Consider the following 13882-nt stretch of genomic DNA (forward strand, 5'->3'; position numbering starts at 1 on the left):
TTCCCCTCCGGCCGCATCGGCCTGGCGATTCCTTAATTTCTGTTATTTCTGTATAGACAGAAATAACCAGATAAAAAAAGGCGGGACGCGTGCTCCCGCCGTGCCGTCAACTCTTGCCGCGCCGCATCGTCTTGCTGATCTTGGCGCCCATGCCGAGCGTCTTCATCAAGGTCTCGGGCTTCATGCGCAGCATTTCGTCCGACCAGGTGGTGAGGATTTCGAGGAAATCCAGCGTCTCGCGCACGCGCTGCGCCGTAAGCGAGGGTTCGCCGGCCATCTCGGGGCTGGCGAGCGTATCGCGCAGCATCGCCAGCGTAGGGTCGATTTCGCGCTGGCGCCGGCCTTCGACGATCAGCTTGAACAGTTCCCAGATATCGGTGGACGTTTCGAAATGATCGCGCCGATCGTCCATGACGTGCACCACCCTGGCCAGCCGCCACGCCTGCAATTCCTTGAGGCTGTTGCTGACGTTCGAGCGCGCCACGCCCAGCGTTTCGGCGATTTCCTCGGCCGGCACGGGCCGGCCCAGCAGGTAGAGCAGGGCGTGGATCTGCGCCACGGTGCGGTTCACGCCCCAGCGCGAGCCCATTTCGCCCCAATGGAGGATGAAGCGTTCGGCGATCGGAGTCAGTTTCATGGGGCCACTGTAGGTATTTCTGTTATTTCTGTCAAGACAGAAATAACAGAAATAAAACCGATCCGCTAAGCCGCGGCCTGAACCAACACGATTACCCATCCGCCTTGTGGCGTGAACTCGACGCCCACACCGAGGCCGCGCTGCGCGTGCTGGCCGGCCTGACGCCAGCGCCGATGTTGGCGCGCGACCCCGGGGTTCTGCTTACAGGATGGCATCGCCGACACGGCGGCCGACTGGATCGAGGCGTGTGGGAGCGGGGCGGCCGCGGCGCCGGCGCGGCGCTGAGCCACCGGGCCGCTTCGGCTTACCGGCCGGTGGCTTCGGCCAGGGCGCGCCGCACCGCCGGACGCGCGCCGACCCGCGCCAGGTAGCCGCTCAGCGCCGGAAAGCGCGCCATGTCGACGCCGTCGCCTTCCAACCAGCTACCGATGGTGTAAAGATAGGCGTCGGTCACGCTGAATTGCTCGCCCAGCGCCCACGGCCCGGCGATCTGCGCTTCCAGGTAGGCGGCCACGGCCGTCATGGTTTCCGGCACCTTGGCGCGCATGGCTTCATGCGCCGCCGGATCGTCGGCCCAGCGCGCGCCGCGCCGCTTGTGCGCATGCGCCACGTGGGCGGTCGAGGCCAGATAGCTGTTCAACTCCTGCAGGCGCGCGAAGGCGAACGGATCGTCCAGCGGTGCCAGCCGTGCCGCCGGAAAGCGCTGGGCCACGAAGGCCAGCAGCGCCGGCGTCTCGGTCAACACGCCCTGTTCGGTGGCCAGCGCCGGCACCCGGCCCTTGGGATTGACCCGCAGGTACTCCGGGCTTTGTTGCTGCCCGGCACTGAAATCCAGGTTGACGACCTCGAAGTCGGCGCCGGCTTCGCGCAGCGCGATGTGGGTCGCCAGGGCGCAGGTGCCCGGCGCGGTATAGAAGGTCCAACGAGACATGGCGTGCTCCAGGGGAAAGGTGATGAAGCGGGAAGGCAAACAATCATTATCGCCACAACCGCCGGCGCCGGGTCAGCGGGCCCGCGCCGCCAGCGGCGTGCGCGCCAGGAAGCGCTCGAACGCTTCCAGGTAGGCCGTCTCGGCCGCGCTCAGCTTGCGTTGCCGGTGCCAGGCCAGAAACACGTCGATCTCGGCCACGCTCTCGTTGGGCGGCAGGCGCCGCAACTCGCCATTGACCACGTCCGGCACGATCAGGTGTTCGGGCAGGAAGCTCAGGCCGATGCCGGCCACCACCATGCGCCGCACTTCCTCGATGTGCGGCGAGGTGGCGACGATGCGGCCGGTGAACCCCTGCTGGTCGCGGAAGATGGTCAGCGGCGACAGGGTATCGCCAATCTGGTCGCTGGCGAAGCAGACGAAATTCTGATCCATCAGGTCCTCGATGCCCACCCGCGGCCGCGAGAACAGCGGGTGGCGGCGGCCACAGACCACCGCGTAGTGGTGGCGCAGGAACAGCCGCCGTTCCAGCGCCTCGACCGGCTTGCGGCACAGGCACAGGCCCAGCGCCGGCACGCGCTTGGACAGGGCATCGAGGATGTCGGCGCTGGGCAGCACCTCGATGTGGAATTCGATGCGCGGATGGCGCTGGTGGAAATCGGCCAGGAAATCGTCGTAGGCCGTGCTCTGGATGCGGCTCATGACCAGCAGCCGCAAGGTGCCGGCGACTTCGTGCCGGTCCTGCAGGGCGGCGGTCTCGATGCGCGCCATGGTGCCGTACATGTCGCGGGCGATGGCGTAGATTTCCTCGCCCAGCCCGGTCAGGCGGAATTCGCCGTTGCGCCGGTGCAGCAGCATGCCGCCGACCGCGTCCTCCAGCCGCTTCAAGGCCTGGCTGACCGCCGGCTGGCTCAGGTGCAGCGCCTGCGCCGCCCGGCCCACGCCGCGCGCCTGCACCACGAACATGAAGGTGCGCAGCAGGTTCCAGTCCATGCGCTCGGGCGCGAGCGACAGATTGCGGGCGGGGCGGGCGGGGGCAGGGCACATGGCGGTGGGGCGGATTCCGGCAAAAGGACAGGGCCGGGTGCCGTCCGCCGCGCCGCCCGTGTTCAGGTGCTGGCCAGCCCCGCGAAGAAGCGTGCGGCGTTCGATTCCAAGCCCTCGATATAGTAGCCGCCTTCCTGCACGATCAAGGTTGGCAGTTTCAAGCCGGCGACTTCGCGCCCGAGCCGCTCGAAACCGTCTTCGGACACCGCCACCATGGCCTGCGGGTCTTTTTCGAAGATGTCGAAACCCAGCGACAGCACCAGCACGTCCGGCTGGAATTGCTCGATGGCGGCGCGCGCTTGGCGCAACCGATCGAAAAATACCGACTCGGGCGACCCGTGCGGCATCGGCAGGTTGAGGTTGTAGCCTGCGCCTGCGCCCGCGCCGCGCTCGTCGGCGAAGCCCGCGACCACCGGATAGAAATTCTCGGGATCGCCGTGGATCGACACGTACAGCACGTCGCTGCGTTCGTAGAAGATCTCCTGGATACCCTGGCCGTGGTGCATGTCGGTGTCCAGGATGGCGACGCGACCATAGGTATCGCGCAGGCGCTGCGCGGCGATGGCGGCATTGTTCAGGTAACAGAAGCCGCCGGCCGCATCGCGGCGCGCATGGTGGCCGGGCGGACGGCACAGGGCGTAGGCGTGGCGGTCGCCGGCCGCGATGCGGTCGGCGCCGGCAATGGCGCATTGCGCCGACCAGTAGGCCGATTGCCAGGTGTCCGGGCCCACCGGGCAACTGCCGTCGGCCAGGTAGCGCGCGGCCTGCGCCAGCACGCCGCGCAAGGCGTTGGGTTCGCGCACGAAGACATTGGAGACGACTTCGTCGCCCCAGTCCTCGGGCAGCTTTTTCCATGCGGCGTGGGCCTCTTGCAGGAAGCGCAGATAGGCCGGCGAATGCACCGCTTCGAGCGGGGCGCTGCCGTGGTCGGGCGGCGCCTGCACGTCAAAGCCCAGGTTGCGCGCGGCCTGCGCCAGCGCGTCCAGCCGCGACGGCACTTCCTGCGGCGTGCGCATCTTGCCGCGCGAGAAGTAGGTGCGCGGATGGTGCAGCTTCTGATCGTCGTGGAAATACGCTTTCATGCTCGATGACCCTCGGGTTGGAATGAGACGCGGCGCCGGCCATGGGCGCCCAGCGCCAGCACCGATACCAGGGAAAGCAGCGAAATCACCGAGAACAGCGCGGCCAGCGGCCACCATTGGCCCTTGAAGTTCTCGGCCAGCACCGTGCCCAGCATCGGCGTCAGGCCGCCGAAGATGGCGCCCGACAGTTGGTAGGCCATGGAGATGCCGGTGTAGCGGATAGCCGTGGGAAAGCTGTCGCTGACAAAGCCGGCGATCACCGCATAGTAGGCGCCCATGAACAGCACCGCCACGCCGATGCCCAGCGTGATCGCGCTCAGCGAGCCCAGATCCACCAGGTTGAACATGGCATACGGCGTGAAGACCGACACCAGCGCCATCGTCGCCAGGAAGCGCAGGTTGCCGACACGGCTGGCGATATGGGCCGCCAGCGGCGTGATGAAGAACTGCATGATCGACACCACCAGCAGGCAATCCAGGATCACCGCGCGGTTCAGGCCCACGTACTGGGTGGTGTAGGCGATCATGAAGGTGCTGGTGAAGTAGAAACCGGCGATGCCCAGCACATTGGCGCCCACGGCCAGCGCCAGCAGCCCCGGCGCGCCGGTCAGCACCTGCGCCAGCGGCGCGCGGGCGGGCTGGGCGCGCTGCGCCCGGGCCTGCTTTTCCTGCAGGAACTCGGGTGACTCATTGACGCTCAGGCGGATCACGAAACCCACCACCAGCAGCACCGCCGAGAACAGGAACGGCACGCGCCAGCCCCAGCTGAGGAAGGCGGCGTCGTCCAGCCCGGTCACCAGCTTGAACATCAGCATCGACAGGATCAGGCCGGCGGGGCTGCCGAGCTGCGCGAACGAGGCGAAGAAGGTGCGCCTGTTCTTGTCGGGCGAATGTTCACCCGCCATCAGCACCGCGCCGCCCCATTCGCCACCGACCGCCACGCCTTGCACGATGCGCAGCAGCACCAGCAGCACCGGGGCCCACACGCCGATCGCGGCGTGGGTCGGCAGCAGGCCGATCAGCACGGTCACGGTGCCCATCATTACCAGCGTGATGACCAGGGATTTCTTGCGGCCGATGCGGTCGCCGATATGGCCGAACAGCGCGCCGCCCAGCGGCCGCGCGAAAAAGCCGACGGCGAAGGTGCCGAAGGCGGCCAGCGTGCCGTAGAAGCCGGTGGCCGATGGAAAGAACAGTTTGCCGAAGACCAGCGCGGCGGCCGTGGCGTAGATATAGAAGTCGTACCACTCGATCATCGTGCCGATGAATGCGGCGGTCGACGCGCGCACCGGCTGGTGGCCCGTCTTGGAGTTTCCCCTCATGATTTTCTCTCTGGCTGATAGGTTGAGGTTGTTGCGTAGATCGTTATACGCGTGCCCCCGTCATAAGAAAAATTCTGAATTCTTATCCACCAGATTCAGCGTATTTATGAGTGAAAACCCTGATATTGACCGACGATGCGCGCGCGATGCGCACGCCCCGCCGGCCGGCGCACCATGCCGGGCACGCGCCCAGCTTGACGCCTTTGCCGCAAAGGGGCTGGCGTTGGTAGGGTGCGCAGACGGTGCGGCTGCTTGGAAAATAAGGTCACGCTTGCTGCTTGACAAAGGTCAACGCGCGCCGGGGATGACGGCTCAAGATGGCGGAACGGGTGCGCATGCACCGTCATCGAAGGAGCCATCATGTCCCGACTCACTCCCTACAGCCCCCTCTCGGCCGATCCGTTCGCCGACGTCTTTCAGGCCTTCCTGCGACCGATGCGCCAACGCGGCGACGGCGAAGTGCCGCGCATGGACATCGACGTCACCGAGAACGGCGACCAGTACATTCTGAAGGCCGAACTGCCGGGCGTCGACAAGAAAGATATCGCGGTGCAGATCGACGGGGCCACCGTCGTCATTTCCGCCAACAAGGAACAGCGCAGCGAAGTCAAGGAAGAAGGCAAGGTCCTGCGCAAGGAACGCTACTGGGGCCAGATCGAGCGCTCGGTCACCCTGGCGAGCCCGATCGATTCGTCCGCCGCCAAGGCCGTCTGCGAAAACGGCGTGCTGGTGCTGACCCTGCCGAAGATGGCGGGCAGCCTGGGCAAGACGCTGCAGATCGAATGACGCGGCGCGACCGGCGGCACGGGCGCCACGCGTCCTCGCCATGCACGCGGACGGGGGCCGTCCGGCCCCGACACCAGGAGCACATCATGAGTGACGAAGCACTGCGGGAACGGGTTCGCCAGGCGCTGGCGTTCGAGCCCAGCATCGACGAGCTGCATATCGGCGTGGCGGTGGAGAATGGCGTGGTGACGCTCAGCGGCCACGTCGAAAGCTACGCGCAGAAACTGGCCGCCGAACACACCGTGCAGCATGTCAAGGGCGTGCGCGGCATCGCCCAGGAAATCGAAGTGCGCGCGGCGGCGGCCAAACAGCTGGCGGACGACCAGATCGCCGCGCGCGCGCTCAGCATCATCGCCTGGGACGCCACCGTGCCCGACGGCAAGGTGCAGGTCACGGTGCAGAAGGGCTGGGTGACGCTGAGCGGCACGGTGGACTGGTTCTATCAGCGCGACGCCGCCGAACGCGCGGTGCGCAAGCTGTCGGGCGTAATCGGCATTTCGAACACCATCGAAGTCGCGCCCAGCGTGCGCGCCGGCGACATCAAGCGCCGCATCGAGGAGGCGTTGCTGCGCAGCGCCCAGTTGGAGGCCAACCGGGTGCAGGTCAGCGTGCAGGACAACAAGGTCACGCTCAACGGCACTGTCAACAGTTGGAGCGAGCGCGGCGCGGCCGAACGCGCCGCCTGGTCGGCGCCCGGCGTGGTCGAGGTCGCCGACCGGCTGATGGTGGGCTGAGGCGGTCACGGCGCGCGGCGAGCCATGAGAGTCATGTCGCAACGGTCGCCGGGCGCGCCGCTGGCCTTGGAACGGCGGCCCACGCCACGGCCGGCGGCGGGTCAGGTGCGGCTCAAGGTCGAGGCGTGCGCCGTCTGCCGCACCGATCTGCATGTGGTGGACGGCGACCTGCCAGGGGTGCGCTATCCCATCACGCCCGGCCACGAGGTGGTCGGGCTGGTCGAGGAAACGGGGCCGGGCGTCGATCCCAGCCTGCTGGGCAGGCGGATGGGCGCGGCCTGGCTGGCCTGGACCTGCGGCCGCTGCGCCTTCTGCCTGTCGGGCCACGAAAACCTGTGTGATGCGGCCGCGTTCACCGGCTATACGCGGGACGGCGGCTTTGCCTAGCACATGCTGGCCGAGGCCGCTTATCTCTATCCGCTGCCGCAGCGCGGCGCGGCCGAGCCGATGGCGCCGTGGCTGTGCGCGGGCCTGATCGGCTGGCGCGCGTTGCGGGCGGCAGGCGACGCGGCGCGGCTCGGGGTGTATGGCTTCGGATCGGCGGGCCAGGTGCTGGCCCGGGTCTGCGCGTGGCAGCGTCGCAGCGTCTACGCCTTCACCCGAGCCGGCGACACCGCCGCCCAAGGGCATGCGCGTGCGCTGGGCGCGGTGTGGGCCGGCGCCAGTGGCGACGCGCCGCCCGAAGCGCTGGACGCGGCAATCATCTTCGCGCCGGTCGGCGAACTGGTGCCGCTGGCCCTGCAAGCGGTGCGCAAAGGCGGCTGCGTGGTCTGCGGCGGCATTCACATGACGGACATTCCCGCCTTTCCCTACCGTCTGCTGTGGGGCGAGCGCAAGCTCGTGTCGGTGGCCAACCTGACGCGCGCGGACGGCCGGGAATTCCTGGCCCTGGCGCCGACGGCGGGCGTGCGCTGCGACGTGCGCGCTTATCCGCTGGAACATGCCAACGCGGCCCTGGAAGACCTGCGCCAGGGGCGGCTGCAAGCCACCGCCGTACTAATGCCCTGAATCCGAGCCGCCCCGGCGGTGTCAGCGGATGTCCAGGCGGTCATCCACGCCCGTCACGCCGGGCGTGCTCCAGGCGGCCAGTTCGGCGGTATGCCGGTCCGCCCAGCTCCTGACCATGCCGGTCAGCGTCACCTTGCGGTCGCGCACCGATACCTGGATGTCAGCGGCTTCCAGCTCCGCGCTGCGCTTGAGCGCGTTCTGGATATGCGCCTTGATGTCCGCCACCGGCACCCCCGCTTCCAGCGAGATCAGGTTCGACACCCCCTTGACCCCGGACAGCCGGCGCACCGCGCTTTCGGCGGCGGCGCGCTGGTAGTGCCAGCCGACGTGGCCGCTCAGGGTGACCCAGCCCTGCTGCACCTTCACCTGGATCTTGTCGTCCGGAATCGAGACATTCCAGCCTATGCTGCTGATCGCGCGCCGGGCCAGTTCGTCGTCCGAATTCTCCTGCTGCAAGGCGGTGCGCACTTCGAGGTCCTGGGCGATGCCCTTGACGCCCTTGAGGTGCGAGACGATCCGCTCGGCATCGTACTTTTCGCTGTAGCTGCTGACGTGGCCGGTCAGCGTGACCACGCCCGCGGACGCGGCCACGCCGATGCCGGAGGCGTCGATGCGCGGGTCGAATTCCAGGGCGTCCAGGACGTGGCGGCGTAGTTCTTCGTCTTTCATGGTGAATCTCCGAAGGCAACTGAGGATGAAGGGAGCGGCCGGCGCGCGGGCATGGCGCGCGCGGCAGCCGGGCGCTCCGTCTACCCAGTCTCGCTCGCCACGGCTGACGCATATTGCGTCTGGTCAACCGGAAAATTGGGGTCGCGCAGTCGGCCCGGGCGCCGCAAGCTTGACCGGCGTCAATAAGCCCCGGACGGCCGCGAGTACCGTGGCATAGACCCCACCACGAGGAGCGCGGTCATGACACGATCGACACGGCCGACAGCGGCGAACGGCAGCGCCGCGCGGAAAGCGTCAGCCGCCAAGCGCCCCGCCAGCGCCAGCAGCAATGGCGGCAGCGCGTTACCCTCCCCACTGCACGGCGGGTTGGCGGCCGTTGCCGCCACCTGGTTCGGCGAAATCCGCGGACGCGTGCGCCGCCTGGGCGAAGGCGAGGCGGCGGTGGGGCCGGCCGCGCCGGATCTGATCCACGATCTGCGGATCTACGTGCGCCGCCTGTGCGCCTTGTCCGACCTGCTGCCGCGTGCGCCCGGCGCGCGGCCGTTGCGGCGCGCGTTGCGCCAGGAAGTGGCCTGGGCCATGCAGCCGCTGGCGCGCGCGCGCGACTGGGACGTGTTCATGGCGGAAGTCCTGCCGCGGCTGTGCGAGGCCGAGCCGGATTTCGATCGGCAGACCTCGATGCAGCGGGCGGGCACGCGCTCGGCGGTGGTGCACGCCGAAATGTATGCCAGCCTGCGCAGCGAACGCTTCGACGGCGTGGTGCGCCTGTTGCGCGAGCGCAGCGAGGAATTGCACGGCGCCATGGCCGAACACACCGCCAAGGACCTGTACCGCGCCATCCGCCGCCGGCTCGGGCGCTGGGACGCGGCGCTGCGCGACGACCTCGACGCGGCGGGGCAGGGCGCGCGGCGCCAGCATCGGACACGCATCCGGGCCAAGCGCCTGCGCTATGCCAGCGAAGCGCTGTTGCAGTTGTGCCCCTCGCGCCGGCTCGAACGCTATGCCAAGGCCCTGGCGGGCCTGCAGGCGGCATTGGGCAACACGCAGGATCTGCGTACCGCGGCGCGGCTGGGGCAGGATACCTGCGTCAGCCTGGCCAGCGGGAAACTGGCACGCCAACGGCTGGACGACACCTGCCGGCGGCTGCGGCGCCCGGCCGAAGCCGCGGCGCGCAAGGCCGCCCGGCGTTTCCTGCGGTCGCCCGCGTTCTGGTCCGGGGCGAAGCAGGGGCAGGTGACGCGCCGCCTGGCCGAAGGCGCGCCGGCAAGGCTGCCGGCGGCGGCATAGCGCGGCATTCTCAGCGCGCCGCGCCGGCAAGGTCCGGGGCCGGCTCCAGCACCGCCGCCATGGCGGGATCGGGCCGGAACACGGTCAGGCCTTTCACCCCCTGGCGCCAGGCTTGCAGGAACAAGGCGCCGACCTCGGCCGGCGTGCTGGCCGGCGCCAAAGGCACGGTCTTGGAAATCGCGGCATCGACCCAGGGTTGCAGCGCCGCCTGCATGGCCAGATGGGCCGACGCGGGCAACTCGGCGGCGCGGCGAAAGCAGGCGGGCAGGGCGGCGGCGTCACCATGCAGGCGATGCCACAATCGCCAGGCGGGGTTGGTCGCCAGCACGCCGACCGGCTCGCCGCCCCCCAGGCGCAGCCGCCGTTGGTACTGCCAGGCGTGAACCGCCTCGATGCCCGAGGAGCAATTGTCGAAGAACGCGATACTGACGCTGCCGGTTGGCGCGAACGACACCAGGTGGCTGTTGCGCAGGCCATTGCGCCCGATGGCCGCCAGGACGGCGGGCGGCAATGGCGGCCGCGCGCCAGCGCCCGCGTCCAGGTAGGGGTGCGGCCGGAAGGCGGGAAAGGCGCCGCGTTCGCCCGCCAGCCGCGCCGACGCCAGATAGGCGTGGTCGCGGATGCAGCGCGCGATGCGGACAGCGCAGGCCCGCGCCCGAGCCTCGCCATAGTCCAACCCCAGCATCAGCAAGGTGTCCGCCAGGCCCGACAGGCCCACGCCGATGCGGCGCTTGGCGCGGGCTTGCGCGGCCTGTTCGGGCAGCGGCCAGCGGGTCAGGTCCAGTACATTGTCCAGCAGCCGCACCTGGATGTGTACGCGCCGCGCCAGCGCCTTGAAGTCGAAACCGGGCGGCCCGCCCACGCCGAATGGCCGGCGCACGAAGCGCGAAACCTGGATCGGGCCGAGCACACAGCTGCCATAGGCCGGCAGGGGTTGCTCGCCGCATGGGTTGGTGGCGGCCAGCCGCTCGCTATCGCGCAACGGGTTCAGGGCGTTGATGGTGTCGATGAATAGCACGCCCGGCTCGGCGTCGCGCCAGGCCGCGTTGATGATCCAATCCCAGAGTTGCCGCGCCGGCAGGCGCGCATAGCACCACGACCCGTCGCTGGCGCGTCCGGCCTGCGGCGAGGCCGCGCCGGGCGCCGGCAGGCAGGCATGGCGCAGCTCCCAGGGCGCGTCGTGCTCGACCGCCCGCAGGAAGCGGTCGCTCAGCGCCACCGACAGGTTGAACGTCGGCCAGCGGCGCCGGCCCGCCTTGGCCCGCAGGAATGCGGGCAGGTCGGGATGGTCGCACGCCAGCACGGCCATCTGCGCGCCGCGCCGGCGCCCGGTGGCGGCCAGTGCCTGGCAGGCCTGGTCGTAGCGGTCGATGGCGGCACACACGCCGCCCGAGCCGGTTCCCGCCGGCGGCACCGGCGTGAAGTCATAGCCCACGCCGCCGCCCATGGTCAGGGTGCGGCCGGCGCGCGCCAGCGCGGCGTCGACCCCGCGCGGCCACCCCAGGGCCGGGTCGATGGCCGGCTGCACGAAGCAATTGACCATGGTGCTGTCATCGCCCGCGCCGGCGTTGGCCATGATGCGGCCCGCGCCGATCGCGCCGCCCAGGAAGTTGTCGAAGAACCGGGCGGCGTGGCGAGCGCGGTCGGGCGCGGCCTCGCGCCGGGCCAGGGCCGTCGCCACGCGGCGATACGTGTCGAGCCGTGTCGCTTCCCCCGGCCGCGCGTAGCGGTCGGCGAAGACCAGGTCGGAGATGTCCGCGGCGGGCGGCATGGCGCATCCTTGCAAGCTCGGCATCGCGTCCCGGATGGCCGCGCCGACAGCCCGGTGTAGCATCCCCGCGCCGCAGCCTGATTGACGCTTGTCAACAGCCGGCCGCCGTGTCCATGCGTCAATCAAACTGACCACCGGCCGGGGGGCGGCGACGCCCCCGGCCGGCCACCGCCCCGGGAGCCTCCTATGAAAAAGCGCCTCATCCTGTTGCTGCTGTTCGTCCTGCCGGCCGTGCTGACGACCGGCGCCGCGCCGGCCCAGCCGGCGCCGGGCCCGATGACGGTCTCGCCCGCCATGCTGGACCGGGTCGACCGCGAAGCCGAAGCCACCCTGCTGCGGCTGTATCGCATTTCGCCGCGAGCGCAGGCGCTGGTGGCGCGCGCCTTTGGCGTGCTGGTGGTGCCCGGCCTGCGCGCCGATGGCGGCATCCTCGGCGTGGCCTACGGGCGCGGTGTGCTGATCGAGGCCACGGGCGAGCGCACCTATTACAACGTGATCGCCGGACCGGCCGGCGCCATTCTCGGCCTGGATGGCAAGGCCGTCGTGCTGTTCTTTGCCGCCCACGAGCCGCTGCGCGCGTTCCTGGCCGCGCCCGGGTGGGTCGAGGGCGAAAACGGCGCCATCCAGATCCTGGACGAAAACGCCATGGCGGGGCCGCGCCCGCCGGCGACCGGGCCGATCGCCGGCTTCATCCTGTCGGCGGACCGGCTGGTGCGCGGGCTGTCATTGTCGGGCAGCCTGTTCGTCAAGGTACCGCTGTTCCTGTGCGGCGATGCCGCGGCGGCCTGCGCCGGCGCGCCGGCCGCGCGCCGCTAGGGCGTGGCCAGCATGGCGGCGACGACGACCGCCATCACCCCGGTGGCACTCCAGCCCGCCAGCCGCAGGCGCGGTCCGATCACGTGCGCGCCCATCACCCCGCGCCGCGACGCCAACAACATCATCACGGTCATGATCGGCAAGGCGATCACGCCGTTGAGCACCGCCGCCCAGAACAATTCCTGGACCGGGTCGACCGGCGCGAAGCACAATGCCACGCCGCCCGCCGTGGCGGCGGCGATGACCGCATAGAAGGCCCGTCCTTCGCCGCGGTCGAGCCGCGCATCCAGGCTGGCGGGCAGGCCGGCGGCCTCGGCAACGGCATAAGCGGCCGAGCCGGCCAGCACCGGCACCGCCAGCAACCCGGTGCCGACGATTCCCAGGCAGAACAGCAGGAAGCAGAAATCGCCCGCCACGGGCCGCAGCGCCTCGGCCGCCTGCGCCGAGGTCTCGATGGGCGCGCCGCCGCCGGTGTGCAGCGTGGCGGCGGTGGCCAGGATGATGAAAAAACCGATCAGGTTCGAAAATGTCATGCCAACCAGCGTGTCGGCGCGGATGCGCCGCAGCTGGCGCCGTACTTCACTGCGCGAGCGCGGCTGGTCGGCGTGGCCGGCCTCCATTTCCAGCGCCGCCTGCCAGAAGAACAGATAAGGGCTGATGGTGGTGCCGAACACCGCCACGATCATCAGCAGCGCCTCATGGCTGAACGCCAGCCCTGGCAGGAAAACCTGCCGGGCCAGCTCGCCCCAGTCCAGTTCGACCGTAAAGGCCACGGCGACGTAGGCCAGCAGGGCCAGCGTCAGCCATTTCAACCAGCGCACATAGGCGTGGTACCGCATGAATACCTGCAACGCCAGGCACAGCATGCCGATGCCGACGGCATACGCGCCACGCGGGCCGCCGGCCACCAGGTGCAGGGCCTGCGCCATGGCGGCGATGTCGGCCGCCAGGTTGAGGGTGTTGGCCGCCACCAACAGGCCGACCACCACCCACAGCACCGCCGGCGGGAAGGCGAGCTTGATGTTGGCGGCCAGGCCGCGCCGCGTGACGTAGCCGATGCGCGCGCTCACTAGCTGGATCGCCACCATCAGGGGCAGCGTCAGCGGCATCGTCCACAGCATCGCGTAGCCGAACTGTGCGCCAGCCTGGGAGTAGGTGGCGATGCCACTGGGGTCGTCGTCGGCCGCGCCGGTGATCAGGCCGGCGCCGAGCTGGCGCGGACTATAGGGCGAGGCGGGCGAACCGCCTCGCGCCGGGCGGCTCACGCCGTGTCTTCCGGCGCGCGCACCAGCAGGACCGGCACCGGCGAGGTGCGCAGGACGCTCTCGGCGCTGCTGCCCAGCATCAGGCGGCGCACCCCGCGGCGGCCGTGCGTACCGATCACGATGAGATCCGCCTTCCACATTTCGGCTTCGGCGATGATGCGCTGCTGTACGGTCTTGTCCAGGTTCTCGTACAGCACGCTGTCGACCGGCACGCCTTGGGCGCGCACGGTGGCGACGGCCTGTTGCAGGACTTCGGCGCCGTCCTTGCGCAGCAGATCCAGCAGTTCGCCAGCGGAATAGCCATAGGCATCGATGCCGAGCATGAAGGACATCTCATCGATCACGTGGATCAGGCGCAGGTCGGCATGGGTGAGCAGGGCCAGGCGGATGGCCTCCTGCAGGCCACGTTCCGACGTCGGACTGCCATCGACAGGTACGAGGATACGTTGATACATATGCGCTCTCCGAAAAGGGGGGATCCGGCTTTACGGTAGGAGCCGCCGCGGGCGTCGATGTTGACCGGAGTCAAT

At 69.5% G+C, this 13882-nt stretch carries 13 protein-coding genes and 1 pseudogene; 5 read left to right on the top strand and 9 right to left on the bottom strand.

Annotated elements, in window-relative coordinates:
* Window positions 1–106: 106 nt before the first annotated feature.
* The 5 genes from ACN6O8_RS08545 to ACN6O8_RS08565 form a co-directional block, all read right to left on the bottom strand.
* Window positions 107–637 carry a GbsR/MarR family transcriptional regulator gene (locus ACN6O8_RS08545; protein WP_427990623.1) on the bottom strand — a complete coding sequence of 177 codons (531 nt, stop codon included), beginning with the start codon at window positions 635–637 and terminating at the stop codon, window positions 107–109.
* Between the two features lie 304 nt (window positions 638–941).
* On the bottom strand, window positions 942–1568 hold the full coding sequence (locus ACN6O8_RS08550) for a glutathione S-transferase family protein (protein ID WP_427990624.1): 627 nt from the start codon (window positions 1566–1568) through the stop codon (window positions 942–944).
* Between the two features lie 72 nt (window positions 1569–1640).
* On the bottom strand, window positions 1641–2612 hold the full coding sequence (locus ACN6O8_RS08555; RefSeq protein ID WP_427990625.1) for a LysR family transcriptional regulator: 972 nt from the start codon (window positions 2610–2612) through the stop codon (window positions 1641–1643).
* A 62-nt stretch (window positions 2613–2674) separates the two neighbouring features.
* The gene (locus ACN6O8_RS08560; protein WP_427990626.1) at window positions 2675–3694 is read right to left on the bottom strand and encodes a histone deacetylase family protein; all 1020 of its coding nucleotides are present in this window, start codon (window positions 3692–3694) and stop codon (window positions 2675–2677) included.
* Window positions 3691–5016, bottom strand: a complete 1326-nt coding sequence (locus tag ACN6O8_RS08565) for an MFS transporter (protein WP_427990627.1) — start codon at window positions 5014–5016, stop codon at window positions 3691–3693. The genes ACN6O8_RS08560 and ACN6O8_RS08565 overlap by 4 nt, the downstream gene beginning before the upstream one ends.
* A 360-nt stretch (window positions 5017–5376) precedes the next feature.
* Here ACN6O8_RS08565 and ACN6O8_RS08570 point away from each other — a divergent pair, with 360 nt between their 5' ends.
* The 3 genes and pseudogenes from ACN6O8_RS08570 to ACN6O8_RS08580 all read left to right on the top strand — a co-directional run bounded on the left by ACN6O8_RS08570 (window position 5377) and on the right by ACN6O8_RS08580 (window position 7544).
* A complete protein-coding gene (locus ACN6O8_RS08570) occupies window positions 5377–5802 on the top strand; it encodes an Hsp20/alpha crystallin family protein (protein WP_427990628.1) in 426 nt (141 codons plus the stop codon).
* Between the two features lie 86 nt (window positions 5803–5888).
* Window positions 5889–6536 (top strand): BON domain-containing protein, encoded by a 648-nt coding sequence (locus ACN6O8_RS08575; RefSeq protein ID WP_427990629.1) that lies wholly within the window; start codon window positions 5889–5891, stop codon window positions 6534–6536.
* A gap of 24 nt (window positions 6537–6560) precedes the next feature.
* Window positions 6561–7544: pseudogene (locus tag ACN6O8_RS08580) on the top strand (zinc-binding alcohol dehydrogenase family protein).
* A 21-nt stretch (window positions 7545–7565) separates the two neighbouring features.
* Here ACN6O8_RS08580 and ACN6O8_RS08585 read toward each other — a convergent pair.
* The gene (locus ACN6O8_RS08585) at window positions 7566–8213 is read right to left on the bottom strand and encodes a BON domain-containing protein (protein WP_427990630.1); all 648 of its coding nucleotides are present in this window, start codon (window positions 8211–8213) and stop codon (window positions 7566–7568) included.
* Between the two features lie 240 nt (window positions 8214–8453).
* Between ACN6O8_RS08585 and ACN6O8_RS08590 the strand changes: the two genes are divergently transcribed.
* Entirely contained in the window at window positions 8454–9500 is a 1047-nt protein-coding gene (locus tag ACN6O8_RS08590; protein WP_427990631.1) for a CHAD domain-containing protein, read from the top strand.
* Between the two features lie 10 nt (window positions 9501–9510).
* On the opposite strand, the gene ACN6O8_RS08595 is transcribed toward ACN6O8_RS08590, so the two are convergent.
* On the bottom strand, window positions 9511–11271 hold the full coding sequence (locus tag ACN6O8_RS08595; RefSeq protein WP_427990632.1) for an adenosylcobalamin-dependent ribonucleoside-diphosphate reductase: 1761 nt from the start codon (window positions 11269–11271) through the stop codon (window positions 9511–9513).
* Window positions 11272–11457: 186 nt separating this feature from the next.
* Here ACN6O8_RS08595 and ACN6O8_RS08600 point away from each other — a divergent pair, with 186 nt between their 5' ends.
* A complete protein-coding gene (locus ACN6O8_RS08600) occupies window positions 11458–12087 on the top strand; it encodes a hypothetical protein (RefSeq protein ID WP_427990633.1) in 630 nt (209 codons plus the stop codon).
* Here ACN6O8_RS08600 and ACN6O8_RS08605 read toward each other — a convergent pair.
* Together ACN6O8_RS08605 and ACN6O8_RS08610 are read right to left on the bottom strand one after the other, a co-directional pair.
* Window positions 12084–13352: an NRAMP family divalent metal transporter gene (locus tag ACN6O8_RS08605; RefSeq protein ID WP_427990634.1), complete on the bottom strand. Its 1269-nt coding sequence runs from the start codon at window positions 13350–13352 to the stop codon at window positions 12084–12086. The two genes, ACN6O8_RS08600 and ACN6O8_RS08605, sit on opposite strands and share 4 nt — an antisense overlap.
* Window positions 13349–13807, bottom strand: a complete 459-nt coding sequence (locus tag ACN6O8_RS08610) for a universal stress protein (protein ID WP_427990635.1) — start codon at window positions 13805–13807, stop codon at window positions 13349–13351. Before ACN6O8_RS08610 ends, ACN6O8_RS08605 begins: the two co-directional genes overlap by 4 nt.
* Window positions 13808–13882: the final 75 nt, after the last annotated feature.

It is taken from the genome of Achromobacter sp., assembly GCF_050285565.1.
In the GTDB taxonomy this organism is placed as follows: domain Bacteria; phylum Pseudomonadota; class Gammaproteobacteria; order Burkholderiales; family Burkholderiaceae_B; genus Achromobacter.